Source organism: Streptomyces sp. NPDC001668 (assembly GCF_042893155.1).
GTDB lineage: Bacteria > Actinomycetota > Actinomycetes > Streptomycetales > Streptomycetaceae > Streptomyces.
Genome location: NZ_JBIAUQ010000003.1, coordinates 231409 through 256205, shown reverse-complemented (window position 1 = coordinate 256205; position 24797 = coordinate 231409). Strand labels below are relative to the sequence as shown.

Sequence of the window (24797 nt, the reverse complement as noted above, 5' to 3'; positions counted from 1 at the left end):
CTTCAAGGGGCGTACTCCTTACGCCGACGAGCGGTCCCGGTGTTGTGATATACGGCACCGGGACCGTTCCCGTTAGCCGGCGTTAACCTGCTCGCATGACCGTGAATCTCGAAGTCGCCGAAGGCGTCGGCACCATCCGTCTCGACCGGCCGCCCATGAACGCGCTGGACGTGGCCACCCAGGACCGGCTCAAGGAGCTCGCCGAGGAGGCGACCCGGCGTGAGGACGTGCGGGCCGTGATCCTGTACGGCGGGGAGAAGGTGTTCGCGGCCGGCGCGGACATCAAGGAGATGCAGACCATGGACCACACCGCGATGGTCCTGCGCGCCCGCGCCCTCCAGGACTCGTTCTCGGCCGTGGCCCGCATCCCCAAGCCGGTCGTCGCGGCCATCACCGGCTACGCCCTGGGCGGCGGCTGCGAACTCGCGCTGTGCGCGGACTTCCGGATCGCCGCGGAGAACGCCAAGCTGGGGCAGCCGGAGATCCTGCTCGGCCTGATCCCCGGCGCGGGCGGCACCCAGCGACTGGCCCGGCTGGTCGGCCCGTCCAAGGCGAAGGACCTGATCTTCACGGGCCGTATGGTCAAGGCCGACGAGGCGCTGACCCTGGGCCTCGTGGACCGGGTCGTGCCCGCCGACGAGGTGTACAGCGAGGCGCACGCCTGGGCGGCGAAGCTCGCGCAGGGACCGGCGATCGCGCTGCGCGCCGCGAAGGAGTCGATCGACACGGGCCTGGAGGCCGACCTGGAGACGGGCCTCGCGGTGGAACGGAACTGGTTCGCGGGCCTGTTCGCCACCGAGGACCGCGAGCGGGGCATGAAGAGCTTCGTCGAAGAGGGCCCCGGCAAGGCGAAATTCCTCTGAACCCCTTGCAATTGACACGATGTCTGATCCGGGTCCCTCGATGGGGCGGTTTATGGGAGCCTTAACGCAACCTTAAGTCTGCCTTGTCGAGGGAGTCCGTCGATTGCCTCCCAGCGAGCCTCCACCGCAGGTCGGAAGGGTTGCCGCAGGCTCCGAAGTGCCTGGGGCATATGCCGATCGCCCTCTTCGGAACGACGCATTCCGGGGGGCGTATTCGTCGGGAACGGCCCCGGGGAGCGCTGTGGGCGGCCATGATGGGGGCATGGCGGGGCTGGAGGGTTTCGAACAGCCGCGGGGAGACGGCCGTACGACGGCGGCGCGCTGGTCTCCGGCGGTCGAGGACGAGCACGCACTGAAGGCGCTCGAACTGTTCGGAAACCCTACGGAGGCCGAGGTTCCGCTGCCGTCCCGGCCGGAGTCCGCGGCGGCCGCGCGGCGCCTGACCCAGGTGATCGTCCTCCGTCACTGGGGCCTCACTCCGAAGATGACCGAGGATGTGGTGTTACTCGTGTCCGAACTGGTCGGCAACGCCGTACGGCACACCGGGGCACGGGTGTTCGGCCTGCGGATGCGACGGCGTCGCGGATGGATCCGCATAGAGGTCCGTGACCCCTCCCGCGGACTGCCCTGTCTGATGCCGGTGCAGGACATGGACGTCAGCGGGCGCGGGCTGTTCCTCGTGGACAAGCTGTCGGACCGCTGGGGCGTCGATCTGCTGCCCCGCGGGAAGACGACTTGGTTCGAGATGCGGGTGGCTGACCGGTAAGAGACGGCAAAACCCCTTAAATGGGACGGTGACTACGACCGATCGTCGGGCCCTGCTGCTCGCCACCGCCGGTCTCGCGCTGACCGCCGGATGTGGCACCACCGGGGCCGTCGCCCATCCCGCGCACGCCACCGCCAGCTCTCGTCCCGACCCCCTCCCCGTCCAGCTCGCCCACGGCCCCCGCGACCGCCCCCGCCTCGCCCTCACCTTCCACGGCGCCGGCGACCCCGCCACCGCACGCGCCCTCCTCACCGAAGCCGAACGGCACGGCGCGCGCGTCACCGTGTTCGCCGTCGGGACCTGGCTCGACGAGCACCCCGGCATCGCCCGCCGCATCCTCGACGGCGGACACGAACTCGGCAACCACACCCTGCGCCACCTCGACATCAACACGATGTCCGAGGCCGACGCCCGGCAGGAGATCGCCGGCTGCGCGCAGCGGCTGAGGCGGCTCACCGGGTCGATCGGAGGCTGGTTCCGGCCCTCCAGAACCCCCCGTGCCTCCCCGCTCGTCGAGCGCCTCGCCCTCGAGGCCGGCTACCCGCACGTCCTGTCCTACGACGTCGACTCCCTCGACTTCACCTCGCCCGGTGCCGCGGCCGTCGCCCGCACGGTGCTCGGCGAAGCCCGCGCCGGATCCGTGGTCAGCCTGCACTTCGGCTACGCCGACACGGTCGCCGCCCTCCCCGCCGTACTGGAAGAACTCGACCGCCGCGGCCTGGCCGCCGTGACCACCACGGAGCTGTTCAGCTGATGCACCGCACCCCTGTCAAGCACGCCCTGATCGCGGGCGCCGCGCTCGCCGCCCTCGCCGCCTGCGGTACCGAGCACCACGCCCCGTCCGCCTCCGCGCATCGCGGCACCCGGGCCGCCGTCCCGGCCCCGGTGAAACCGGTGCGGAAACCGGCCCCGGGGCTGCCCGGGATGCCGCCCCTGCTCGATCCGAAGGACGTGTACGCGGCCGACCGTCCGAACAGGCTGTCGCCGGTGGTCAAGGACTTCCCGTCGCGGGTCTACGTGCCCAACACCGAGTCCGACACCGTCTCCGTGATCGACCCGAAGACGTACGAGGTCATCGAGACGATCCACGTCGGACGGCAGCCCCAACACGTCGTGCCCTCCTGGGACATGAAGACCCTGTGGGTCAACAACGACCGCGGGCACACCCTGACGCCGATCGACCCGAGAACCGGCGAGGCGGGCAAGCCGGTCGAGGTGCACGACCCGTACAACCTCTACTTCACTCCGAACGGCAGGTACGCCGTCGTGATGGCCTCCCTCGACCGTGAACTGGTCTTCCGCGACCCGCACACCATGGAGCGCAGGAAGACGGTCCCGGTCAGCTGCTACGGCGTCAACCACGCCGACTTCTCCCGGGACGGGAGGTACTTCATCGTGTCCTGCGAGTTCAGCGGAGAGCTGCTGAAGGTCGACACCGAGAAGATGAAGGTGATCGGACAGCAGAAGCTCCCCCTCGACGGGGCCATGCCGCAGGACGTCAAGGTCTCGCCCGACGGCAAGCGGTTCTACGTCGCCGACATGAAGGCCAACGGGATGTGGGTCCTGGACGGCGACACCTTCGGCAAACCGACCCTGCTGCCCACCGGCAAGGGCACCCACGGCCTCTACGTCAGCCGCGACTCCCGCGAGATGTACGTCTCCAACCGCGGCGAAGGCACCGTCTCCGTCTTCGACTTCACCCAGAACAGGATCACCAGGAAGTGGCACCTCCCCGACGGCGGCAGCCCCGACATGGGCGGCGTCTCCGCCGACGGCAAGGTCCTGTGGCTGTCCGGCCGCTACAACTCCGAGGTCTACGCCATCGACACCCGCACCGGCGCCCAGCTGGCCCGCGTCAAGGTCGGCAGCGGGCCGCACGGGCTCGCGGTGTACCCGCAGCCGGGGCGGTACTCACTCGGCCACACCGGCATCTTCCGCTGAACCGCCGCCGCCCCGCGGGGCCGGGGCGAGCAGTACCGCCTCCGCGCCCACCGGACGGTAACCGGCCGCCTGGAACGCCCGCATGCTGCGGGCGTTCCCCGGGGAGACCTGGGCCCACAGCGGTTCCTCGACGAGATGCCTCGCCGCGGTCACCAGTGCCCGCCCCAGCCCCCGCTGCCGTACGTCCTCGTCCACCTCGACCGAGACCTCCAGCCGGCCGCCGACCCCGCGCCCCGTCACCAGCACCCCGCCCTCGGCCGTCCAGGCACGGATGTCGTCGCGCCGCCTGCGGGCGTAGGTGATGCGGGGATGGCTCGCGTCCTCGATCTCCCTGAGCGCGAGCGGCGGTTCGCCCGGCAGCGGGTCGGCGACCAGCATCGCGTCGATGGTCTCGGACCTGCGCCCGGTCCGGTCCAGGAGGGCGGTCAGGAACCGCGGGTTCATGGTCGCGGCCAGCGCGTCGCAGTCCAGGCCGCGCAGGGTGGCGTGGATCCACTCCGGGTCCTCGTCGGTGAACACGACCGAGTGCGCCGTGAAGGACAGCACGCCCGCGTCCCGGTGGCACGCCTGCGGTACGACCGTCGTGGAGCCGTCCGCGGGCGGGAACACCCCGCGGGCCGCCGCGTCGAGAATGTCCCGCAAGGTCTCCATCACACCGCTCCCCGAGTCCGCTCCCACTGCAGGGTCCACACTCGCAGACCACGGTGGTCGCCGCGCCGGAGGTCGGGGCGGACCGCTAATCTGACCTGCGGCACAAGCCAGCAGGACACGACAAAGGCAAGAAAAGGGGCGGACCGGTGGCGCACATCGACATCGAGGAAGCACGCAAGCAGTTCGAGCGGATCGATGCGGACGGTGACGGCACCATCACCGCCGCCGAGTTCAAGTCCGCCCTGGCCCAGGGCGGCGACTGGAACGTGACCGAGTCGGTCGCCGAGGCGATCATCAAGAGCCGCGACCTGAACGGCGACAAGCTCCTGTCGTTCGACGAGTTCTGGGCCTACCTGAACAAGTAGGGCGTACGGAGAAGGGGGCGCCCGGAAGTCCGGGACGCCCCCTTCGTCATGCCCGTTCCCGTCCCCGTCCCTCGAGCCGTACCGTCCAGCGGCCGTCGTGACGCTCCAGGACCAGCGGCAGATCGAAGCACGTGCCGAGCCGGTCGCCGGTGAGGACCTGTGACGCCGGGCCCTGCGCGAGGACCCGCCCCGCCCGCAGCAGCATCGCGTGGGTGGTGCCGGACGGGAGCTCCTCCAGGTGGTGGGTGACCAGGACCGTCGCCAGATCCGGATGCTCCCGGCGCAGGGTGCCCAGCGCGTCGATCAGCTGTTCGCGGCCCGGGAGGTCGAGGCCGGTCGCCGGTTCGTCGAGCAGCAGGAGCCGCGGCTCCGGCATCAGGGCGCGAGCGATGAGCGTACGGCCGCGCTGCCCCTGCGAGAGCGTCGGCCAGCGGGCGTCGGTGAGGTCGGCGAGGCCGAGCGTGCCGATGAGCCGGTCGGCCCTGTCCCGTTGGTCCCGGGTCGGTTGCCAACGGGGGAGCGGCGCAACGGAGTTGGTCAGTCCGGTCAGGACGACGTCCCTCACCCGCAGCGGCGCGGTGAGCGGGTGACGCGGGTCGACATGACCGACGTGGGCGCGCAGCTCCCGCAGATCGACCCGGCCGAGCCGGCGGCCCAGCACCTCGACCGTGCCGCGGGTGGGGTGGGCCAGCGCGCCGCACAGGCCGAGCAGGGTGGACTTGCCCGCGCCGTTGGCGCCGAGCAGCGCCCAGTGCTCGCCCGTCCGGACGGTCAGGGAGACCTCGTGGAGGATCGGCCTCCCGTCCCGGACGAGATGCACGTCCTCGACACGCAGGACCTCGCTCACCGCATCGCCCGGTTCATCGCCGCCAGCACCGCCCGGACGGCGGCGGCCGGACCCACGCCGGCGCCCCAGGCCGTCGTACGGCCGTCGAGACGGCACTCGGCGTAGGCCGCCGTGCCGTCCTCGGCGAAGTCGACGACCTCGACCGCGTACCCGGTACCGGCGAGCGCGTCCACGAAGGCCGAGAGCGGACTGCTGCCCGTGCCCTCGTGGTCGCCGACGCGGTCACCGCACTCCAGCGTGCCGACGAAGCGGTGGACGCCGGGCGCCTCCTCGTACGCCGTGCCGTCGTGCAGCCGGACCTCGCCCTCCGTGAGATAGGTGGCCAGGAACAGCTCGTACAGCTCCTTCGGGCTCATCTCCCGGCCGCTGGTGTCGGTGGCCTCCTGGACGACCCGCGAGAAGTCGGGGCGCATGCGGGGCGGCAGGTCGATGCCGTGGTGCGTGCGCAGCAGATACGCCGTTCCGCCCTTGCCGGACTGCGAGTTGACGCGGATGACCGCCTCGTACGTCCGCCCGATGTCGGCCGGGTCGATCGGCAGGTACGGGACCTGCCAGGGCTCGTCGGGGTGCCTGTCCCGGTGCGCGAGGCCCTTGCTGATGGCGTCCTGGTGGGTGCCGGAGAACGCGGTGTGGACGAGGTCGCCGGCGTAGGGGTGGCGGGGGTGCACCGGCAGCCGGTTGCAGTGCTCGACGGTCTCGCGAACGGCGTCGATGTCGCCGAAGTCGACCATGGGGTCGACCCCTTGGGCGTACAGGTTCATCGCGAGGGTCACCAGGTCGACGTTGCCGGTGCGCTCGCCGTTGCCGAACAGACAGCCCTCCACCCGCTGGGCGCCGGCCAGCACGGCGAGTTCGGCGCAGGCGACGCCGGTGCCGCGGTCGTTGTGCGGGTGGACGGAGAGGATCACCGAGTCGCGGCGGGCCAGGTGGCGGTGGACGTACTCGATCTGGTCGGCGTAGACGTTCGGGGTGGCGATCTCGACGGTCGCGGGCAGGTTGTGCGTGACCGGGCGGTCCGGGCTCGCGTCCCACAGCTCCGTCAGCCCGTCGCACAGCTCCAGGACGAAGTCCGGCTCGGTGAGGTTGAAGGTCTCGGGGGAGAACTGGAAACGGACGGCTGTGCCTTGGAGGATGCCGGCCCGCCGCGCCATGTGCTCGGCCGCCTCCCGCACGGTCCGCCACACCTGCGTCCGGTCCCGGCCGAGGACGACGTCCCGCCACACCGGTGAGGTCGCGATGTACAGGTGGACGACGGCACGCGGCAGGCCGGCGATCGCGTCGAAGGTCCGGTCGATCAGGTCGGCGCGGGCCGGGGTGAAGACCACCGGGGTCACGTCGTCGGGGACGGCGCCGCCGGTCACCAGGTGCCGTACGAAGTCGAAGTCGGTGCGGCTCGCGGACGGATAGCCGACCTCGATCTCCTTGAAGCCGATGCGCACCAGCAGGTCGAAGAGGCGGCTCTTGCGGGCGGTGTCCATCGGCTCGGCGAGGGCCTGGTTGCCGTCCCGCAGGTCGACGGGGACCCAGAGCGGGGCGCGTTCGAGGCGGGCGGAGGGCCAGGCGCGGGCGGTGACGGGGACGTGGACGCGGTCCTGGAAGGGGCGGTAGCGGTGGAACGGCATCGGGCTGGGTCGCTGGGGGTTCCAGACGGTGGTCACGGTGTGTCCTTCGGCTCGGTCGGTCGACGGAGACCGGCAGCACGGCGTCCCGCGGCGGGGTGCCGGTCGCGTCAGGCCCCGCCGCGGCAGCCGAGAAGAAGAAGCCCGCGGAAGATCACGGAAGGTAGGCTAGCCACTCCTCAGCTCCTCAGACAAGTGAGAATCGACTGAGGAACCCTTTGCTCCCGCAGCCTTCAGCCCCGCAGTCTTCAGCCCCCGCAGTCCTCAGACCCCGCAGTCCTCAGACCCCGTATTCGTCTCCCGCGCGAGTTGGTGAACCGCAGATGCCGCTAGGCCCCGTCCGCCCCAGCCCCCTCGTCGAGCAGGCCGCCGAACGGCTGCGCGAGCAGATCACCGCCGGACACTGGCCGGTCGGCACGAGACTGCCCGGTGAGACCACGCTCGCCAAGGAACTCGGCGTCGGCCGCTCCACGGTCCGTGAGGCGCTGCGGGCGCTGGCCGGGGCGGGGCTGGTGCGGCCGCGGCAGGGCTCGGGGGTCTTCGTCACCGCGACCGAGGCCGCGGCGGACTGGCCCACACGTCTGCGCCGGGCCGCGGTCACGGACGTGTACGAGGTCCGCATGGCGGTGGAGGTCCATGCGGCCCGCCTCGCCGCGCGCCGCCGTACGCCCGAGGACGTGGCGGCGATGGAACTCGCGCTGGAGGGCCGCCGGACGGCTGCCGGCTCCTCCGACGCGGCGTTCGTCGACGCGGACATCACCTTCCACGCGGCGGTGGTCGCGGCCGCCCACAACCCCGTACTCGCCGACCTGTTCAGGGAGTTCACCCCTGTCCTGCGCGAGGGCCTGGTCGAGCTGCTGGCCCTGACCGGCCTGCGCGACGACGACCCCAACACCGCGGACGAGGCGCACGCGGCCCTGGTGCGGGCGGTGGCGGAGGGGAACGCGGAGGCGGCGGCGGAGATTCTGCGGGCGGAACTGGAGGACCCGTTCCGCGGCTGAGCACGGGCTGAGCACGGGCTGAGCACGGGCTGAGCACGGGCTGAGCACGGGCTGAGCACCCTGGGGGGCGCCACCTGCCCCCGGCGGTCACACGATGTCGAGCGGGCGGTGCGGTCCCTCCGGGGGCTCGATCCCGACCGTGTCGCCGGGACGCACCGCGCCTCCCGTCACGACGACGCCCATGATCCCGGACCTGAAGCGGGGGCCTCCGTCGGGCCCCCGTCCGACGACCTCCTTCAGCAGCCCCTTCTGGAAGCCGTCGATCTGCGCACACGGGTTCCGCAGCCCGGTCACCTCGACAACGGCCTCGTCGCCCAGGTGCAGCAGGGTCCCCGCCGACAGCCCCAGCAGATCGACGCCGCGGGTCGTCACGTTCTCGCCCAGCTCCCCGGCGCGGACCTCGAACCCGGCCTCCCGGAGCTCCTCGAACAGCTCCTCGTGCATGAGGTGCACCTGCCGGAGGTTCGGCTGCGAGGGGTCCTTCCTCATCCGGAAACGGTGCTTGACCGTCGCCCCGCCATGGACATCCCCCTCCACGCCGAACCCGGCGAGCAGCGTGATGCTCTCGCGGTTCGGCTTGGTGAAGGAGTACGTCCCGTTGCTGCTGACCGCAGTGATCTTCCCGCCCATGGGGTCAGCCTATGAGCCGGGCCGCCGGTCAGGCGTCGGTGGCCCATTCCCGCAGGGCCGCCTTGCTCGCGAAGTCGGCGACGTTCTTGTCCACGGGGTCGTCGGTGTACTGGTGGAAGCGCCACTTCGCCTTGATACGGGGCTTGCCGGCCGTGACGTAGTCGGCGATCCAGAGGCCGTCGCCGGCGTACGACGTGGTGTCGACGTTCAGCCAGTAGTGCCTGTTCGTGTAGAGGACGACCCGGTTGTTCGGGCGCAGTTGCCGCACCTTGCGGATGAAGGAGTCCTTCTCCGCGTTGCTCGCGTGGGTGCCCTCGCCCGTGGTCTCCCAGTCGACCGCGAGGATGTCGCCCCCCTTCTCCGGGGCGTGCTTGACGAAGTACTCGGCCTGGGCGGTGAGGTTGCCGGGCCACAGGAAGTGATAGAAGCCGACGACCAGCCCGGCGTCACGGGCGTGCTTGGTCTGGGCGGCCAGCTTCGGATTGGTGTAGGAGCGGCCCTCCGTCGCCTTGATGAAGACGAAGGAGAGCCCCTCCGTGCTGAAGCTGGAGGACTGGTAGGCGCTGACATCGATGCCGCGGAGCATGTGGGGGCTCCCTGAGTGAGAGTGAAGTGAGAGTGGGGGGACGGGAGTTGATGATGCCCCACATACCCGGCGAGGGAACCCCGACCGGGCCAGTGCCCCGCCCCGAGCGACCGACAGCCTGCGCCGACCTCAATGTCTGTGCGGCCGGCGGAGCAGATTACGGGAGACACGCCGTACAGGTCCGCCATGCACGGAGTGTGGCGAATTGGGCCAGGTGTCGAGCCCCGTTTCCTCAGCACTCGATGATGCCGACCGCCAACCCGCCCCGCGCCGTCCGCTCTGATCGTTTGTCGCAGCGTTCAGGACACCGGTACCGGAGGTACGGATACATCCGCTCCACTGTTCCCGGCACCCTGCACCCGATACCGGCCGCCCCCGATCGGCACAGACCGCTCCCGCATTACCGTCACCACGGCCGTAGGCCAGCGCGTCTGCTCAGACCAGGCTGCCTCAACCAACGTCACGCCGGTCAGGTCTGCGTCGGTCAGGTCTGCGCCGGTGAGGTCCGCGCCGGTGAGATCCGCGTCGCGCAGGTGCGCGCCGGTCAGGTCCGCGCCGGTGAGATCCGCGTCGCGCAGGTCAGCGGCGGTCAGGTCCGCGCCGGTGAGGACCGTGCCGCGCAGGTGCGCGTCGCGCAGGTCCGCGCCGGTCAGGCCCGCGGCGGTCAGGTTTGCGGCGGTGAGGTCCGCGTCGCGCAGGTCAGCGCCAGTCAGGTCCGCGCCGGACAGGTCCGTGACGCGCAGGACCGCGCCGGTCAGATGCGCGCCGGGCAGGTCCGCCACGGTCAGGTCCGCGTCGCGCAGGTCCGCGCCAGTCAGACAGGCATCGCGCAGGTTCGCGCCGCGCAGGTCTGCCCCGCGCAGGTCGGCGCCGGGCAGGTTCGCACCAAGCAGAGAACGGGGGCGGGCGCCGCCAGCCAGAAGCACGCGAGTCCACCATTCGGATGCCTCGATGCGCAGCCAGGGACGGGAAGGGCGGGCAGCCTCGGCGATACGGCCAAGGAGAGTCTCAGGGCGCGTCTTCATGGACCCCCCCTTCCTCGGCCACGGGCGGAAGCGGTGCAGACAGGGGTGCCCGACGGCCAGGATCGGGCCGCGGTCCAACCTCTACGCCGGACAGGACGCCCCGGATCGTAGCGGGGGCACCGATCCCGAAGATGAAGGCCGGCCATGGCCCGCTGATCTGACCATGCGCGGCAGCGGCCACCAGGGATCCCAGCACGAGCCCGGCGCCCAGGACGAACAGCCGCGGTCCCAGCTGGCCCTCCTTCTCCCAAGGCCAGGTGTACCCAGCCGACACGACAGCCGCACACAGAGACACCACTGAGGCAGCTCCACCGCCGGCCAGGCCCCACAGCGCTGCCTGCCACCACGTCATATTCCGACGATAGCCAGCCAAGGGGGCTATGTGCAGGACAAGCTGGAGAATCCGTCGGCCGTCTGTCGCGCGACGATCACGGGTGGCGCCTGGAGCAGGTACCCTCGCCCGCGCCATGCACGAGGCCACCCGCGGCAGTGAACTTGCCGGCCGGCATCAGGTCGTGTGCACCACGATCTGGGGCTGCGGCTCGGAGCGGGCTCGCCGACGTGATGCTGGAACGTCAGGGCCCGCAATGCCCGCTTCTGTGGTCCCGGCGAGAGCACGGGTACCGAGGGCGATGGACAGCCTGAACGTCAGGATCGAAGCGTCAGCCTCTGGCACACTCAGGAGACGAGGGGGTACGGGATGGGTGACCAGGTAGAGCCAGAGGCCGACGACGATGTGCCCTGGTACGAGCGTGAACAAGAGCGTGCGATTACTTCCTGGGAAGTCATCGTGGCCTCCATGGCCGCCGTCCCTTTTCTGCAGGCGGTCGCCACGCACCTGGGTAACCGGTTTGCGACGGCCGTAGATGAGAGAACAACCAGGATCGTGCGGCGCTTCCTGCGCGGGCAGGTGGACGAGCATGGAGTCAGCGGGTCGGCACCACGCTCGCTCAATCCCAGCGGACCGAGGCAGATCCACCTGCAGACGGAACATGGTTGGACTGTCGCCTTCGACGACGATCTGCCCGCCGAGGGCTTGGTCCAGCTGTTCGATCTGTGTCAGGCAGCCCCGCCGGTTCCCGCACACGAGCTGAGTCCTGGCACTCGAGGAGCCATCTACTGGCACGGGGACCACTGGGCGACGACTGGCCTGTACGGGAATTGGGCCCCGTTCGTGTTTGCGTGGGACGCCGAAGCCAAACGTTGGAACAGCCGCCTGGGGCCACGGACTGGCACCTGAACCACGTCGACGCTCGCACGGCCCCACGTCCCTCTTGGCCGGCCGGGCCAGGAGATGGAGCGTCTCCACGGCCCGACCCCGGCTCATACCCTCGTGTCGCCGAGGCCCGGGGGCCTCACTCCACTTCGCTCACCACGCCGTCCGCGTCCATGACCCAGCTTCCGCTCTCGACGCCGTACACCTTCTTGTCGTCGAGCCATTTCCAGGACATCTGCTGGAGGGTCTGGCTGGGCCGACGTTCCCAGACCGGCTGGTGGTCCCAGCCCTCGACCCGGATCATCAGCTTGTCGGCGCCCGGAATCGCCTGGTAGAGGTCCGGAACGGAGAAGTGCAGCACCGGCCCCAGCTCCACCGCGGTGTTGGCCGTCGTGTCCCGGTCGCCGTAGACGATGCACACCGGCACGGCGGTGCCGAGCGTGGAGCCGTACGGCACGGTGCTCGTATTCCAGCCCCACCAGTAGGAGTTGCGCCACCGCATGACGCCTTCGGGCGTCCCCGCCGTGGTGCCGCCCCACTTCTGCCCGACGCTGTCGCAGTCCATGATGGTCTGCCACACGTGGCCGGCCAGGTCCTTGTCGCTGATGGTGGCCTGCAGGCTCGCCTTGCTGGTCAGGTTCATCGGGAAACCGAAGACCGCCGCCGGCTTGGACTCGGGCTGCGTCGGCAGTCCCGTCCCGGGAGGCGGGTCGAAAGGTGCCTCGGGGTGCGTCGACCAGCGGCCCGCCGGGGGAAAGATGGGCGCGAGAAGGAACATGCCCGCCACGTCCCCGGGATGTTGCAGCGCGTACGGGCCCATGACGAACGAGGCCGCAGACCAGCCGATGAAGGAGACCTTCTCGTTGCTGCACCGCGCCCTGATGAACTTGACGACGGTGGCCAGCTCGTCCCATTCGCTCTGGGAGTTGCCCAGTTGATGCGGGTAGGGCGCCGTCGGGGAGCAGGTCCCGGTGCCGGGATTGGTCTGCAGCAGGCCGCGCTGGGCCGGGTTGGCGTTGCACGGGTCCTCCATCTTCGGGCGGGGGGAGAGCCCGGAGCCCTGGAGGTCCATGACGTACACGTCGTAGCCCTTGCCTGCCAGGAACTGTGCCCAGCTGTAGCTGGTGTCCGGGTTCGGGGAGCCGCCTTTGGGAGGGAGCACGAGGTCGAAGCCGGGAAGGGCCGGAACGCTTCTGCCGTGGAGCATGAGGACCGGCTTGGGGGTGCCGGCGGGCCCGGTGGCCTTCTTGTATTCCCGTACGAAGAGCTCGATCTCCTCGCCGGAGTTCGCCGGGACAGTCGATTTGTGCTTGACCTTGTGGTCGACGGGATCCAGTTGCGCCATGGTCGCCTCCGATGACCGTTCGCCGTGAGGAACGGGTGTTCCAGGAGGGCTCAGCATCTCCGCTGCCCCCTGGCCGTACCGGGAGCCAGGACGGCGGGGCGCACGGATGGTGACTGATCGGGTGGGCGCCGCTCCTCCGATCGGCGGGGCGCACCCGGGGGAGCGCGCAGGCGACCGCGCAGGCCATGGGGTTGTGCCATCCGGACAATCCCAGGATCAACGCGCTCCGCCTGGGGCCCCATCGAGCAACCCGCTCGTAGAGCGGCTCCTGCGCCTGCAACAGTTGGTGCTCAGCAGCCAGAAGGTAATGCCCATGGAGGCGATGGGGTGCCGTGGAGGCCGTGACAGCAGAGGCAGTTGCGTCGCACAGCTGGGTGTCCATGGCGAGGCGGACGGGATCGCCGACCTCGGACACGGTCGGACCGTCGTCGCCGGGCCGGTGACCGGCAGGCTCAGCGGACGGGAGCCCTCTACAGAGCGAGCACGACATGGGGGAGTGGCTGAAATCGGGTGCCGGCCGCCGCTCGGCGGGGCGTGGGGACTTCTCTCCGCGGGATGTGACGGACCGGATCCGGGCGGTCGCCCCACGCCGGTCGCGGTCCTCCCGCTCAGCCGTCATCAGCTCGGCGAGAAGCCCGCGGAGGAGAGTCCCTCGTGTTCGGCGCGGTCTCAGCCATGGCCGGCGCCGAGCAGGGAGAGGAGGTAGGCGCCTCCGATCTTTCCGTTGCGGGGAGGCAGTGCGCCGAGTTGGCGCATCATGTCGTTGATCTCGTACTGCGCCAGGTAGCGGGAGAGCAGGCCGTCGGTGAACTCGAGGAAGATGTCGCAGCCGTGGGTGGAGAACCGGCGGGAGGGGTCCAACTGGGGCGGTCCGCTGCCCTCCTGACGGAACAGGACGACCGCCCGGCCGTCCTCGGGCGCGGTGAACAGCTGGACCTCGTCGAAGGACACGTCGGGCATCGCCCGCCAGATCCGGTCGACGTAGCCCCGCAGGGCCTCTCGGCCGTGGATGACCTCCGTCCAGAAGACGGTGTCGTCCCAGGTGACGTCCGGATGCGTCAGCGCGAGAACCCGCTCGGTGTCGTGGGAGTTCCAGGCCGCCAGCCACTCGGTGGCGAAGCGGCGCAGGAAGGCGGGACTGGTGGTGGCGTCAGGGCTCATGGCGTGTCAGCTCCTCGATGGGGTGTGGGTGAAGTCCGGCCGCCGTTTGTGGAGGAAGGCGGTGATGCCCTCTGCGGCGTCCGGTGTCTCGACCAGAGCGGAAATGGACGCGGCTTCGCGCCGGAGATGTTCCGTCAGCGGGGTGGCCGGGGCGTCGCGTACCAGCTGGAGCGACCGTGCGAATGCTTCACGGGGGCCGGCGGCGAGTGAGCGGGCCAGCCGGCGTGCCTCCTCGAAGGCGGTGCCGGGCCTGACCGCCCGGCTGGCCAGCCCCAGGGTCTCCGCCTCGGTTCCGGTGACCTTCCGGTTGGTCAGGATCAGGTCGTTGGCGCGGGCGGGTCCGAGCAGCCTGGCCAGGGTCCAGGACACTCCGCAGTCGGGCGAGAGCCCCGCGGCGGTGTAGGCGACCACGAAGCGGGCGGTGTCCTCGGCCAGTACGAGATCCGCGGCGAGAGCGAATCCGATGCCGCCGCCGGCACAGGCGCCGTGGACGGCACTGATCACCGGCATGGGAAGGGCCCGGAACCCGAGGACGGCCTCGTGCGCGGTACCGGCGAGTTCCGCGAGGAACGCGCCTGGGGCGGCCGCTGCCGCGAACTCTTCGAGGTCGCCGCCGACGGAGAACTGCTCACCGTGTCCGAACAGGACCACCGCTCCGACGTCGGGCAGCGAACGGATCTCGGTGACGACGTTCCGCAGCTCTCGCGCCATCGGCAGGCTGATCGCGTTGCCCACGGTCGGCCGGGACAGGCCGACCAGCGCGATGCCGTCGGTCGTTTCGAAGGTGACTGGTGCAGTCATATCGGCGTCCTCACAGGCCCATGTCGCGGCCGATGATCTCCTTCATGATCTCGGTCGTGCCGCCGTAGATGGTCTGGATGCGGGCGTCGGCGAACGCGCGGCTGACGGGGTACTCGCGCATGTAGCCGTAGCCTCCGTGCAGTTGGAGGCAGCGGTCGGCCACGCGGACCTGTAGTTCGGTGCACCACCACTTGGCCTTGGCGGCCTGGACGGGTGTCAGCCGTGCCTGGGCGTGGAGGGCGACACAGTGGTCCACGAAGACGCGGGCGATGTCGACCTCGGTGTGGAGTTCCGCGAGCAGGAAGCGGTTGTGCTGGAAGCTTCCGATCTTCTGTCCGAAGGCGTGGCGTTCGGTGACGTACTCCATGGTGCGGGCCAGCACGCCCTCCGCGGCGGAGACAGCCGTGACGGCCAGGGAGAGCCGCTCCTGTGGGAGGTTGCGCATGAGCTGGAAGAAGCCCTCGCCGTCCGCGCCGAGCCGGTTCGTCACCGGGACCTGTACGTCGGTGAAGTGCAGTTCGCTGGTGTCCTGGCCGTGCAGCCCGAGCTTTTCCAGGTTGCGTCCCCGCTCGAAGCCGGGCATGTCGCTCTCGACGACGAACAGCGTCAGCCCACGATGCCGGTCCTCGGAGGTGCGGGCCGCCACGACGACCAGGTCGGCGTTCTGCCCGTTGGAGATGAACGTCTTGGAGCCGTTGAGGACGTAGGTGTCCTTGTCGCGCACGGCGCGTGTCGCGATGCCGGACAGGTCGCTGCCGGTGCCCGGTTCCGTCATCGCGATGGCCCCGACGAGTTCGCCCGACGTCATTCCGGGCAGCCATCGGCTCTGCTGCTCCTCGTCGGTCAGCTCCAGGAGGTAGGGGCCGACCACGTCGTTCTGCAGGGCGAGTCCGAGGCCGGCCGAGGCGTGGCCGGCGCGGCCGAACTCCTCGTCCAGGACCGCGTTGAAGCGCCAGTCGTCGATGCCCGCCCCGCCATGTTCCTGCGGGGTGGCGAACAGCAGGAGGCCTGCCTCGCCGGCCTTGCGGAACAGGGAGCGGTCGACGATGCCGCGCTGCTCCCATTCCTCGTCGTACGGGGCGACTTCCGCCTTGATGAACGACTGCACGGTCTGCCGGAACAGCTCGTGATCCTCGTCGTACACCGTGCGGGTGGCGTCAGGCATGTTCGCCTCCGGGCAGGAACAGGTCGGGCTTGAGGTCGGCTTCGGCGGCGTCGCCGTAGCGGTAGGCGCTGAAGTCGGTGATCCCCTCGTCGCGCAGTACGTCGTCGTCGATGAGGCAGTGGCCCGTGCGGTCGGCCGCCTTGCGGGAGAGGACGGCGTGGGCGGCGTCGGCCATGATCTCGGGGCGGCGGGACACGGCCATCGCGGCGTCGCCGCCGACGATGTTCTGCACCGCCGCGGTGGCGATGGTGGTGCGGGGCCACAGACAGTTCGCGGCCAGCGGCTGGGGGTGGTGTTGCCCGGCGAGGCCGAGGGTCAGCATGGTCATGGCGTACTTGCTGATCGTGTAGGGCGCGTGCTGGTGCAGCCACACGGGGTCGGGGTTCAGCGGCGGGGACAGGGTCAGCACATGCGGGTTCTCGGACTTGTACAGGTGCGGCAGGGCAGCGCTGATCAGGGTGAACGTGCCGCGGGCGTTGATGTCGAGCATGAGGTCGTAGCGCTTGAGCGGGAGTTTCCCGATCGGCGCCAGGGCGATGGCCGAGGCGTTGTTGACCACGACGTCGATGCCCCCGAAGGCGGCGACGGCCTGCTCGACGGCCGCGGTGACGTCCTCCTCGCGGCGTACGTCGCCGACGACGGCGAGCCCCTTGCCGCCGGCGGCCTCGATCTCGGCCACGGCGGTGTGGACCGTGCCGGGCAGCCGGGGGTCGGGCTTGTCGGTCTTGGCCAGCAGGACGACGTTCGCGCCGTCCCGGGCGGCCCGGGTGGCTATGGCCAGTCCGATGCCGCGGCTGCCGCCGGACATGAGGATCGTGCGGCCTGCCAGCGGACGGGCCTGGTCTGCGGTGGTCATCGGTAGTCCTCTCCGTTCTGCGCCTTGCGGACGAGTGAGTCCGGCGGCGCGAAGCGGTCGCCGTACTGATGGGTGAGTTCCAGGGCCCTGCTCACGAACCCGCGCACGCCGTCGGCGTACTGGTTGACGTACTGCAGGACACCGCCGGTCCAGGCGGGGAAGCCGATGCCGAGGATCGAGCCGACGTTGGCGTCCGCGACCGAGCGGAGCACGCCTTCGTCGAGGCAGCGGATCGTGTCGAGGGCTTCCGCGAAGAGCATGCGCTCCTGCATGTCGATCAGCGGGATCGTGGTGTTCGTACCGCCGAAGGCGTCCTTCAGCCCGGGCCACAGGCCGGTCTTGCGGCCGTCGGCGTAGTCGTAGAAACCGGCGCCCGCGGCCCTTCCCCTGCGGTCGAACGTGTCGATCATCCGGTCGATCACCGGCGCCGCCGGGTGGGCGGGCCTCTCGTTTCCTGTCGCGCGGTGACCGGCGGCCGTCTCCTCGCGGATCTTGCGCAGCAGGGTCAGGGTCAGCTCGTCCACGAGCGCGAGCGCGCCGACCGGGTAGCCGGCCTGGGTGGCCGCCTGTTCGATGGACGCCGCCGGTACGCCCTCACCGAGCAGTGCGACGGCCTCGTTGACGAACTCCAGGATGACGCGGCTGGTGAAAAAGCCCCTGCTGTCGTTGACGACGATGGGCGTCTTGCCGATCTGCCGCGCGATGTCGACGGCCTTGGCCAGGGTGGCGTCGCTCGTCTTCTCACCGACGACGATCTCCAGCAACGCCATCTTGTCGACCGGCGAGAAGAAGTGCAGCCCGATGAAGTCCTCCGCCCTGGGGGCGCTTTCGGCCAGGCCAGTGATGGGCAGGGTCGAGGTGTTCGACGCCAGCACCGCGTCCGGGCCGAGATGGGCAGCCGCCTCCTCGATGACCTTCCGCTTCAGCCCCGGATCCTCGAACACCGCCTCGATGAGCAGGTCGGCACCGGCGGCGTCGGCCGGGTCGTCGGTGGGACGGATGCGGGCCAGGATCGCCTCCCGCTGCTCGGGAGTGGTGCTGCCCCGCTCGACGGCCTTGTCCAGGATCTTGGCGCTGTAGCCCTTGCCGCGTTCGGCGGCCTCCAGCGAGATGTCCTTGAGGACGACCTCCAGACCGGCCGCCGCACCGACGTGGGCGATCCCGGCGCCCATCATGCCCGCCCCCAGGACGACCAGCTTTCGTGCCTGGTACGGCGGGTAGCCCTCCGGCCGGCTGGCACCTCGGTTGATCGCCTGCATGTCGAAGAACATCGACTGGATGATGTTCGCGGAGATCTGTCCACAGATCAGCTCCGCGCAGTAGCGCGACTCGATGGCCATCGCGTCGTCGATGTCCACCTGGGCGCCCTCGACCGCCGCGGCGAGCAGGTTGCGGGCGGCGGGGGCGGGGGCGCCGTGGGTCTGCTTGCGCAGGACGGCCGGCAGCGAGGGCAGGATGGCCGCCAGCTCCTTGCTGTCCGGGGTGCCTCCGGGTATCTGATGGCCCGGCCGGTCCCAGGGCTGAGCAGGTTCGGGGTTCGCGGCGATCCACGTGCGGGCGGCTGCCGCCAACTGCTCGGGTCCGGTGACGAGTTCGTCGACCAGCCCCGCCTCGAGAGCGGCCTGGGGGCGGAACTTCCGGCCCGGGAGCAGGATCTGCTGGAGGGCCGTGCGCACGCCGAACATGCGGACCGTGCGGGTGGTTCCGCCGCCGCCGGGCAGCAGGCCCAGGGTGACCTCGGGGAGGCCGACGCTCACGTGGGGCCGGTCGACGGCGATCCGGTGGTGGCAGGCGAGCGCGATCTCGTAGCCACCGCCGAGAGCCGCGCCCTGAAGCGCGGCGACGACCGGCCGCCCCAGCGTCTCCAGGCGTCGCAGGGCCTCCTTGACCCCGTCGAGCATGGCGGTCACGTCGGCGAGGTCGTCCGTGGTGCAGCGCATCATCATGCCGAGGTCGCCGCCGGCGAAGAAGGTCTTCTTGGCCGACGTGATGACGACTCCGGTGATCGCCTCGCGCTCGGCGTGCAGGTGGTCGACCAGGGCGGGGAGCTCGCGGATGAACCGGTCGTTCATGGTGTTGGCCGACTGGCCGGGATCATCCATGGTGACGGTGACTATGCCGTCCGCGTCACGTTCCCAGCGGAACATGGAGTGGTCGTGCTGCGTGGTCATGTGTGCCTCCGTGGGCTGGTGAGGGGGCGTCACAGACGCTCGATGAGGGTGGCGACGCCCATGCCGCCGCCGATGCACAGGGTGACGACGGCGCGACGGGCCTGACGTCGCTCGAGTTCGTCGAGCGCGGTGCCCACCAACATCGCTCCGGTCGCGCCCAGCGGGTGTCCCATCGCGATGGCGCCGCCGTTGACGTTCACCTTCTCCATCGGGATCGCCAAATCCTTGGCGTACTTGAGCGGTACCGCCGCGAACGCCTCGTTGATCTCGAAGAGGTCGATGTCCTCGACGGTCAGGCCTGTGCGGTCGAGGAGTTTGCGGGTCGCCGGGATGGGGCCGGTCAGCATGATCGTCGAATCGGCGCCCGAGGTGGCGGTGGCGACGACGCGTCCGCGGGCGGTCAGTCCGTACCGCTCGCCGACGTGCTCGTCGCCGATCAGCACCAGGGCCGCGCCGTCGACGATGCCCGAGGAGTTGCCGGCGTGGTGCACATGCTCGATCCGCTCGACCCAGTGGTAGCGCTGGAGGGCCACGGCGTCGAAGCCGGCTTGGGTGCCGAGCTTCGCGAAGGACGGTGTGAGCGGGGCGAGCGATGCGGCGGTCGTGTCCGGTCGCATGTGCTCGTCGTGGTCCAGGACCGGGATGCCGTTGCGGTCGTGCACCGGCACGACGGACTTCGTGAAGTAACCGCCGGACCAGGCGGCCGCGGCGAGGCGCTGCGAGCGTTCCGCGTAGGAGTCGACGGTCTCGCGGGTGAAGCCCTCGATCGTGGCGATCAGGTCCGCGCTCACGCCCTGGGGGATGAAGGACGTCGCGAGGTTCGTCTCGGGATCGTTCATCCAGGCGCCGCCGTCGGCGCCCAGCGGTACGCGCGACATCGATTCGACGCCGCCGGCGATCACCAGGTTGTCCCATCCGGAACGCACCTTCTGCGCGGCGGTGTTCACGGCTTCCAGTCCGGACCCGCAGAAGCGGTTGAGCTGAAGGCCGGACACGGTGTCGGGCAGACCGGCCGCGAGCGCCGCCGTACGGGGCAGGACCGAGCCCTGGTCGCCGACGGGCGAGACGATGCCCAGGACCAGGTCGTCCACGGCGGCGGGATCAAGGCGTGGATGGCGTGCCTGCAGTTCCTGGACGAGTCCCACGACCAGCGACACGGGCTTGATCGTGTGGAGGGACCCGGACCGTTTACCCCGGCCTCGCGGGGTGCGGATGGCGTCGTAGATGAACGCTTCCGGCGATGACGGTGTGCGGGAGGACATACCTGGGCTTCCTTCCGGGAGTGGGAGCAGGTTGTCCCCCGGACCGTAGCTTAGTTAATATTCACTAAACAAGACCCTGATGTGTGTTCGTTTCGGGTCCGGCGAATCACGCCGGCATGGCGATGGGAAGATGAGCTGTGGCTAGAGCGACGACACGAAGTGGTCAGCGCGCACCCCGACTGGGAGCGGAGGAGCGCAGAAGGCAGCTGGCGGAGACCGCGGCGCGGCGGTTCTACCGCTACGGCTTCCATGCGGTCGCCCTCGCCGACGTGGCGACCGAGGTCGGGGTCACGGCCCCGGCCGTCTACCGGCACTTCCGGAACAAGAACGCTCTGCTCGCAGGCGCCATCGACAGTGGGCTCGATGTCGCGGACGCGGCTCTCGACGGTGCCGGGCAGTCGCTCGACGACACCCTCTTCCGCCTGGCGGGCGCCGCCCTCGACCGGCGTGACCTGTGGGTTCTGCTGCAGAGGGAGAAGCGGCATCTCGGTGGTGAGGAGCGGGCGGCGATCGACGCGAGGTTCGCCCGCTTCACCCTGCGGTTCTCCGAGCAGCTGAGGCGCGCTCGCCCCGACGTCGACCTCGGCCAGAGCAAGTTGCTCGTCACGGCCGCGCTGGCGACGCTGGCGAGCGCCTCGGTCAGCGGCGTACATCTGCCCCGCACCGAACATCAGCGCGTTCTCGCCGCCGCCGCGATCGCCGCCGCCCACACACGGCTGCCGACGGGGGAGGACGGCCAAGCAGGGCTGCCCGCCAAGCCCCGCCGCCCGCAGGACGCGCGGTCACGTGCCGAAGAGCTGCTGGAAACGGCGATCGAGCTCTTTCACGAGCACGGCTACACGGGGGTGAGTCTCGACGACATCGGTGCGGCGGTGGGCCTGTCGGGGCCCAGCATCTACTACCACTTCGAGACGAAGTCCGAGATCCTCGTGACGGCCTTCGCCCAGGCCGCGCACGGACTCGCCGCGCATGAGGGGGACGGAGGGGCGGGGGTCCCGCTCGAGGATCTGGTACGTGACTACATCCGCGCCGGCGTCCAGCAGCGCCACCTTTTCGGCGTCTACGTGACCGAGGCGATCAACCTCCCGCGGGAGGCCGCGGACAGGATCGGCGCCGAGCTGGACGCGAACGTCGAGGAGTGGACGGCCGCACTGCGGCTGCTGCGTGCCGACCTGTCCGCCGGCGAGGATCGCGCACTGGTCTACGCGGCACGAGGAGTCGTCAATGACGTGGTCCGCGTCGGAGACCTGCACGGGCGACGGCAGATAGAGAGCGAGCTCGGCGCACTCCTGCGCGCGGTGCTTGAAGCGGATCCGGCCCGGATCGCGCCTGACGAGGTCTGACTCAGGCCTTCGGCGGATTCCGGTTGGCGGACGCGGACGCGGCGTAAGGCCAAGCCGGGGCGGGGATTGGAGTGGGTGCCGGCCCAGCCTCCCGGTGAAGTCCCTCATGACCGATGGCGCGTGCCCGCGCCGTGGAGCATCGCGAAGAGTGGGTCGGGCCGCCGCCCCGGCACAGACCCGCAGGACCGGACGCCGACGGGTGATCGTTCTGATCCGTACCGATGCTTCGACCAACGCAGACCCGTTGTCCGCCGGGTCGAAGACCTCATCGGCGTCAGTGAGGCCATCGGCTTCCTGTGCGCCGCCCACACGGCGCGGTTCAACTGGATTGACGGGTGGGCGAGTCCGCCTGACAGGCGAGTGGCTTCGGCGGTAGGACTGCCTCCGAACCCCGACCATCGCCCTCGGTCCGGCTGTCGCGGGGCCGTCCGGGCGAGGGCGCCGGGCAAAGCAGCCTGCCGCGCCGAGACCTTCCTCGGGGGCAAACAGCCACCCGATGGTCGACCCGGAGACCTTGCTTAGTGAATATTAACTAGGTAAGTTTCGGCGCAACGAGTCAGCCACGTACCCATGGCGAGTCGCCAGCCCTCCGCGCGGGGCGCCTCTGCTCCTCTCTTCTCGTCAGGACCTGACAACTGACAGCCAGCCGTTCAGCGATCTTCCGCTGAACGTCCCTCCACACGGGTCTCTGGCCCCGCCCGTTAGCCGCACGGGGCCCCGCACATCCGAAGGGAGCACCTCGATGACGACGGTGTCCGACCTGGCCACGGCCTACCGGCATGCCGGTTACCGGGCGATCGGCTTGTGGACCGAAGACCGGATCGGTGATCTGCTCTCCGCGCAGGCGAAGCGGTTTCCGGACAGGGAGCTGTTCTCCTTCGAGGGACGGAGCCTGACCTACCGGGAGTTCGACCTCTGGACCACGACGGTGGCCACCGATCTCGTCCGCCGCGGTGTCCGCCGGGGCGACCGGGTTCTCGTGCAACTGCCCAACTGCCTCGAAGCCCTGGTCCTCCAGGTCGCGGCATTCCGGATCGGCGCGATCGACGTCCCCGTGGTGCCGATCTACCGCGAGCACGAGATGCGCCGCATCCTGGCCGACTGCCGCCCCAGCGCGGTGGCCGCCGCGGCCGAACTCGGCAAGCGGCGGCCGACCGAGGAACTCGACGGCCTGCTCGCCGAGCTCGGCCTCTCCCCGGCCGTGCGCTACGTGGTGGGCGGCCATCCGGACGGCTGGGCGCAGGTGCCCGACGCCTCGGGCGAGGCCGGGCCGCTGCCCGAGCCGCTCGCGGCGGAGGAACCCGCTCTGCTGCTGTACACGTCGGGGACGACGTCGCTGCCCAAGGGCGCACTGCTCTCCAGCCGCGCGCTGTTCGCACACATGCGGAACTTCCAGGAGGTGCTCGGCGCCGACGAACACACCGTGACGCTCACCCCGACGCCGCTCTCCCATCTCGGCGGCTTCCTGGCGGCTGTGATCTTCCCGGCCTTCCTCGGCGGGCGGTCCGTGATCACACGAGGCTGGCAGCCCGACGAGGCCCTCGGGCTGATCGAGCAGCACCGGGTCTCGCTCATGATGGGGGCCACCGTGTTCGTCTCCGACCTCGTGGAGCGCTACGAGCGAGACCTGTCACCGGACTACCGCCTGCCGACGTACGCCTGTTCCGGTGCCGCGATCCCGCCGTCCCTCGTCGACCGTGCCGGAAACGTCGGCGTCGCGGTGGTCCGGGCCTACGGCATGACGGAGACGGCTGGTGTGTGCGCCGCCGCCTCCGCGGACGACCCGCTCGCCCGGCGCCGGGAGTGGGACGGACGGATGCAGCGGGGCATGGAGATCCAGGCCGTCGACGCCGACCGGCGGCCGGTGCCGCCGGGAACCGTCGGTGAGCTGCGGATCCGGGGACCGCAGCTGCTGTCCGGCTACACCGACCCCGACCTGACAACGGCACAGATCGACGGCGAAGGCTGGTTCTACCCCGGCGACGTGGGCGAGGTCGACCCCTCCGGCTGGGTGCGGATGACAGGCCGCGTCAAGGACATCATCAACCGCGGCGGCGAGAAGTTCTCCACGATGGACATCGAGCTCGCCCTCGCATCACACCCCGACGTCGAGGCGGCGGCGGTCACCGCCGTGCCCGACGCGCGCATGGGCGAGGGCGTGGGCGCCTGGATCGTCCTGAGACCGGGAGCCGTCTGGCACGGTCCCCAGGCGCTGATCGCACACCTCGAGGGCAAGAAGCTGGCCAGACAGAAAATCCCCACGCACTGGCAAGTGATCCCCGAGATCCCCCGGACCGCCACCGGCAAGGTCCAGAAACACCACCTCAACATCGGCGCACGTCTTCCGCACCAAGAGAACTGACCTCAGGAAACTCCCCGGAGATAGGGAAACGCACATGACCACGTTCGAAAACATCACCTCCGTCGTCAAGGACGGAGTCGGGACCATCACCTTCGACCGCCTCGACCGCCGCAACGCGCTGAGCGTCGAGCTGATGACGGAGATGAGCGATCAGCTGGACGCGTGGGCGTACGACGACGAGGTCGCCGCCGTGGTCCTGACCGGCGGCGAGGACATCTTCTGCGCCGGCCTGGACCTGGACCTGCAGTCCGAGTTCACCGAGGAGACCCGCGCGGTCTACTCCGAGGCCTGCCTGCGCGCGTACGGCACCCTGCTGAACTACCGCAAGCCCACCATCGCCGCGGTCGGCGGCCCGGCGCTGGGCGGCGGCTGCGACATCGCCGTCTTCACCGACATCCGGATCGGCAGCGAGAACGCCCTCTTCGGATACCCGCAGATCAAGTTCGGCCTCACCCCCTATTTCTCCCCCCTCTGGAGGATCGTCGGACTGAGCCAGGCGAAGCTGCTGACCTTCTCCGGCGACCGGATCGACGCGAACGAGGCGCTGAGGATCGGCCTCATCGACCGGCTGGCGCCCGAGGGCCAGGTCGTCGCGCAGGCGAGCGACCTCGCCGCCTCCATCGCGGGGACGACCGTCAAGTCGGCCGTCAACAACAAGGAGATGGCCCGGACCTCGCCAGGACTCGACCCGGTCAGCGCCCTCACCTACGAGACCCTCGCCTACCGCGAGGTGATCTGGCACCCCGACATCGTGGGCCGCATCAACGACGCCTACCGCAAGATCAGGAACAAGTAGCGGACGGCCGGCGGCACATCCACCC

General features: G+C 70.2%; 23 protein-coding genes. 10 read left to right on the top strand and 13 right to left on the bottom strand.

What is annotated here, in order from left to right:
- The first annotated feature begins 95 nt into the window (after nt 1-95).
- From ACFYZ8_RS10850 to ACFYZ8_RS10835, 4 genes are all read left to right on the top strand, one after another.
- Entirely contained in the window at nt 96-863 is a 768-nt protein-coding gene (locus ACFYZ8_RS10850; RefSeq protein WP_388534315.1) for an enoyl-CoA hydratase/isomerase family protein, read from the top strand.
- 262 nt (nt 864-1125) lie between these two features.
- Nucleotides 1126-1629 carry an ATP-binding protein gene (locus ACFYZ8_RS10845; RefSeq protein WP_388534312.1) on the top strand — a complete coding sequence of 168 codons (504 nt, stop codon included), beginning with the start codon at nt 1126-1128 and terminating at the stop codon, nt 1627-1629.
- Between the two features lie 28 nt (nt 1630-1657).
- The gene (locus ACFYZ8_RS10840) at nt 1658-2383 is read left to right on the top strand and encodes a polysaccharide deacetylase family protein (protein ID WP_388534310.1); all 726 of its coding nucleotides are present in this window, start codon (nt 1658-1660) and stop codon (nt 2381-2383) included.
- A complete protein-coding gene (locus tag ACFYZ8_RS10835) occupies nt 2383-3570 on the top strand; it encodes a hypothetical protein (RefSeq protein WP_388534308.1) in 1188 nt (395 codons plus the stop codon). Before ACFYZ8_RS10840 ends, ACFYZ8_RS10835 begins: the two co-directional genes overlap by 1 nt.
- Here the strand turns inward: ACFYZ8_RS10835 and ACFYZ8_RS10830 are convergent.
- Nucleotides 3541-4221 carry a GNAT family N-acetyltransferase gene (locus ACFYZ8_RS10830; protein ID WP_388534305.1) on the bottom strand — a complete coding sequence of 227 codons (681 nt, stop codon included), beginning with the start codon at nt 4219-4221 and terminating at the stop codon, nt 3541-3543. The genes ACFYZ8_RS10835 and ACFYZ8_RS10830 overlap by 30 nt on opposite strands.
- Before the next feature lie 146 nt (nt 4222-4367).
- On the opposite strand from ACFYZ8_RS10830, the gene ACFYZ8_RS10825 reads away from it, so the two are divergent.
- On the top strand, nt 4368-4586 hold the full coding sequence (locus tag ACFYZ8_RS10825; RefSeq protein ID WP_007384825.1) for an EF-hand domain-containing protein: 219 nt from the start codon (nt 4368-4370) through the stop codon (nt 4584-4586).
- A gap of 46 nt (nt 4587-4632) precedes the next feature.
- On the opposite strand, the gene ACFYZ8_RS10820 is transcribed toward ACFYZ8_RS10825, so the two are convergent.
- Both ACFYZ8_RS10820 and ACFYZ8_RS10815 read right to left on the bottom strand, forming a co-directional pair.
- The gene (locus ACFYZ8_RS10820) at nt 4633-5433 is read right to left on the bottom strand and encodes an ABC transporter ATP-binding protein (RefSeq protein WP_388534302.1); all 801 of its coding nucleotides are present in this window, start codon (nt 5431-5433) and stop codon (nt 4633-4635) included.
- Nucleotides 5430-7055, bottom strand: a complete 1626-nt coding sequence (locus ACFYZ8_RS10815; protein WP_388535055.1) for a 2-isopropylmalate synthase — start codon at nt 7053-7055, stop codon at nt 5430-5432. The genes ACFYZ8_RS10820 and ACFYZ8_RS10815 overlap by 4 nt, the downstream gene beginning before the upstream one ends.
- 320 nt (nt 7056-7375) lie before the next feature.
- Here ACFYZ8_RS10815 and ACFYZ8_RS10810 point away from each other — a divergent pair, with 320 nt between their 5' ends.
- Nucleotides 7376-8053 carry an FCD domain-containing protein gene (locus tag ACFYZ8_RS10810; RefSeq protein WP_359030879.1) on the top strand — a complete coding sequence of 226 codons (678 nt, stop codon included), beginning with the start codon at nt 7376-7378 and terminating at the stop codon, nt 8051-8053.
- A gap of 87 nt (nt 8054-8140) precedes the next feature.
- Here the strand turns inward: ACFYZ8_RS10810 and ACFYZ8_RS10805 are convergent, their stop codons facing one another.
- The 3 genes from ACFYZ8_RS10805 to ACFYZ8_RS10795 form a co-directional block, all read right to left on the bottom strand.
- Nucleotides 8141-8683 carry an MOSC domain-containing protein gene (locus tag ACFYZ8_RS10805; RefSeq protein WP_359030880.1) on the bottom strand — a complete coding sequence of 181 codons (543 nt, stop codon included), beginning with the start codon at nt 8681-8683 and terminating at the stop codon, nt 8141-8143.
- Nucleotides 8684-8711: 28 nt separating this feature from the next.
- Nucleotides 8712-9269, bottom strand: a complete 558-nt coding sequence (locus tag ACFYZ8_RS10800; RefSeq protein WP_359030881.1) for a glycoside hydrolase family 25 protein — start codon at nt 9267-9269, stop codon at nt 8712-8714.
- A gap of 299 nt (nt 9270-9568) precedes the next feature.
- Complete coding sequence (locus ACFYZ8_RS10795; protein ID WP_388534298.1) at nt 9569-10294, bottom strand: pentapeptide repeat-containing protein; 726 nt, start codon at nt 10292-10294, stop codon at nt 9569-9571.
- Nucleotides 10295-10994: 700 nt separating this feature from the next.
- Here ACFYZ8_RS10795 and ACFYZ8_RS10790 point away from each other — a divergent pair.
- Nucleotides 10995-11534, top strand: a complete 540-nt coding sequence (locus tag ACFYZ8_RS10790; protein WP_359030883.1) for a hypothetical protein — start codon at nt 10995-10997, stop codon at nt 11532-11534.
- 115 nt (nt 11535-11649) lie between these two features.
- On the opposite strand, the gene ACFYZ8_RS10785 is transcribed toward ACFYZ8_RS10790, so the two are convergent.
- From ACFYZ8_RS10785 to ACFYZ8_RS10755, 7 genes are all read right to left on the bottom strand, one after another.
- Nucleotides 11650-12855: an alpha/beta hydrolase gene (locus ACFYZ8_RS10785; protein WP_388534295.1), complete on the bottom strand. Its 1206-nt coding sequence runs from the start codon at nt 12853-12855 to the stop codon at nt 11650-11652.
- Between the two features lie 669 nt (nt 12856-13524).
- On the bottom strand, nt 13525-14016 hold the full coding sequence (locus ACFYZ8_RS10780; protein WP_388534292.1) for a nuclear transport factor 2 family protein: 492 nt from the start codon (nt 14014-14016) through the stop codon (nt 13525-13527).
- A 6-nt stretch (nt 14017-14022) separates the two neighbouring features.
- On the bottom strand, nt 14023-14817 hold the full coding sequence (locus tag ACFYZ8_RS10775) for an enoyl-CoA hydratase/isomerase family protein (protein ID WP_388534290.1): 795 nt from the start codon (nt 14815-14817) through the stop codon (nt 14023-14025).
- Between the two features lie 10 nt (nt 14818-14827).
- Nucleotides 14828-15982, bottom strand: a complete 1155-nt coding sequence (locus tag ACFYZ8_RS10770) for an acyl-CoA dehydrogenase family protein (RefSeq protein ID WP_388534287.1) — start codon at nt 15980-15982, stop codon at nt 14828-14830.
- Entirely contained in the window at nt 15975-16838 is an 864-nt protein-coding gene (locus ACFYZ8_RS10765) for an NAD(P)-dependent oxidoreductase (RefSeq protein ID WP_359030888.1), read from the bottom strand. Before ACFYZ8_RS10765 ends, ACFYZ8_RS10770 begins: the two co-directional genes overlap by 8 nt.
- Nucleotides 16835-19009 carry a 3-hydroxyacyl-CoA dehydrogenase NAD-binding domain-containing protein gene (locus tag ACFYZ8_RS10760; protein WP_388534284.1) on the bottom strand — a complete coding sequence of 725 codons (2175 nt, stop codon included), beginning with the start codon at nt 19007-19009 and terminating at the stop codon, nt 16835-16837. Before ACFYZ8_RS10760 ends, ACFYZ8_RS10765 begins: the two co-directional genes overlap by 4 nt.
- A gap of 29 nt (nt 19010-19038) precedes the next feature.
- Nucleotides 19039-20271 carry an acetyl-CoA C-acetyltransferase gene (locus tag ACFYZ8_RS10755; RefSeq protein WP_388534282.1) on the bottom strand — a complete coding sequence of 411 codons (1233 nt, stop codon included), beginning with the start codon at nt 20269-20271 and terminating at the stop codon, nt 19039-19041.
- Nucleotides 20272-20408: 137 nt separating this feature from the next.
- Between ACFYZ8_RS10755 and ACFYZ8_RS10750 the strand changes: the two genes are divergently transcribed.
- From ACFYZ8_RS10750 to ACFYZ8_RS10740, 3 genes are all read left to right on the top strand, one after another.
- The gene (locus ACFYZ8_RS10750) at nt 20409-21614 is read left to right on the top strand and encodes a TetR/AcrR family transcriptional regulator (RefSeq protein WP_388534280.1); all 1206 of its coding nucleotides are present in this window, start codon (nt 20409-20411) and stop codon (nt 21612-21614) included.
- A 742-nt stretch (nt 21615-22356) separates the two neighbouring features.
- Nucleotides 22357-23976, top strand: a complete 1620-nt coding sequence (locus tag ACFYZ8_RS10745; RefSeq protein WP_388534278.1) for a class I adenylate-forming enzyme family protein — start codon at nt 22357-22359, stop codon at nt 23974-23976.
- Nucleotides 23977-24010: 34 nt separating this feature from the next.
- Nucleotides 24011-24772 carry an enoyl-CoA hydratase/isomerase family protein gene (locus tag ACFYZ8_RS10740; protein WP_388534275.1) on the top strand — a complete coding sequence of 254 codons (762 nt, stop codon included), beginning with the start codon at nt 24011-24013 and terminating at the stop codon, nt 24770-24772.
- Nucleotides 24773-24797 lie beyond the last annotated feature (25 nt).

Excerpts from the sequence above, each read along its gene's own strand:
- ACFYZ8_RS10850 (WP_388534315.1), top strand. The coding sequence starts at position 96 with ATGACCGTGAATCTCGAAGTCGCCGAAGGCGTCGGCACCATCCGTCTC.
- ACFYZ8_RS10845 (WP_388534312.1), top strand. The coding sequence starts at position 1,126 with ATGGCGGGGCTGGAGGGTTTCGAACAGCCGCGGGGAGACGGCCGTACG.
- ACFYZ8_RS10835 (WP_388534308.1), top strand. The coding sequence starts at position 2,383 with ATGCACCGCACCCCTGTCAAGCACGCCCTGATCGCGGGCGCCGCGCTC.
- ACFYZ8_RS10830 (WP_388534305.1), bottom strand. The coding sequence starts at position 4,221 with ATGGAGACCTTGCGGGACATTCTCGACGCGGCGGCCCGCGGGGTGTTC.
- ACFYZ8_RS10815 (WP_388535055.1), bottom strand. The coding sequence starts at position 7,055 with ATGCCGTTCCACCGCTACCGCCCCTTCCAGGACCGCGTCCACGTCCCC.
- ACFYZ8_RS10810 (WP_359030879.1), top strand. The coding sequence starts at position 7,376 with ATGCCGCTAGGCCCCGTCCGCCCCAGCCCCCTCGTCGAGCAGGCCGCC.
- ACFYZ8_RS10805 (WP_359030880.1), bottom strand. The coding sequence starts at position 8,683 with ATGGGCGGGAAGATCACTGCGGTCAGCAGCAACGGGACGTACTCCTTC.
- ACFYZ8_RS10800 (WP_359030881.1), bottom strand. The coding sequence starts at position 9,269 with ATGCTCCGCGGCATCGATGTCAGCGCCTACCAGTCCTCCAGCTTCAGC.
- ACFYZ8_RS10795 (WP_388534298.1), bottom strand. The coding sequence starts at position 10,294 with ATGAAGACGCGCCCTGAGACTCTCCTTGGCCGTATCGCCGAGGCTGCC.
- ACFYZ8_RS10790 (WP_359030883.1), top strand. The coding sequence starts at position 10,995 with ATGGGTGACCAGGTAGAGCCAGAGGCCGACGACGATGTGCCCTGGTAC.
- ACFYZ8_RS10785 (WP_388534295.1), bottom strand. The coding sequence starts at position 12,855 with ATGGCGCAACTGGATCCCGTCGACCACAAGGTCAAGCACAAATCGACT.
- ACFYZ8_RS10780 (WP_388534292.1), bottom strand. The coding sequence starts at position 14,016 with ATGAGCCCTGACGCCACCACCAGTCCCGCCTTCCTGCGCCGCTTCGCC.
- ACFYZ8_RS10775 (WP_388534290.1), bottom strand. The coding sequence starts at position 14,817 with ATGACTGCACCAGTCACCTTCGAAACGACCGACGGCATCGCGCTGGTC.
- ACFYZ8_RS10770 (WP_388534287.1), bottom strand. The coding sequence starts at position 15,982 with ATGCCTGACGCCACCCGCACGGTGTACGACGAGGATCACGAGCTGTTC.
- ACFYZ8_RS10765 (WP_359030888.1), bottom strand. The coding sequence starts at position 16,838 with ATGACCACCGCAGACCAGGCCCGTCCGCTGGCAGGCCGCACGATCCTC.
- ACFYZ8_RS10760 (WP_388534284.1), bottom strand. The coding sequence starts at position 19,009 with ATGACCACGCAGCACGACCACTCCATGTTCCGCTGGGAACGTGACGCG.
- ACFYZ8_RS10755 (WP_388534282.1), bottom strand. The coding sequence starts at position 20,271 with ATGTCCTCCCGCACACCGTCATCGCCGGAAGCGTTCATCTACGACGCC.
- ACFYZ8_RS10745 (WP_388534278.1), top strand. The coding sequence starts at position 22,357 with ATGACGACGGTGTCCGACCTGGCCACGGCCTACCGGCATGCCGGTTAC.
- ACFYZ8_RS10740 (WP_388534275.1), top strand. The coding sequence starts at position 24,011 with ATGACCACGTTCGAAAACATCACCTCCGTCGTCAAGGACGGAGTCGGG.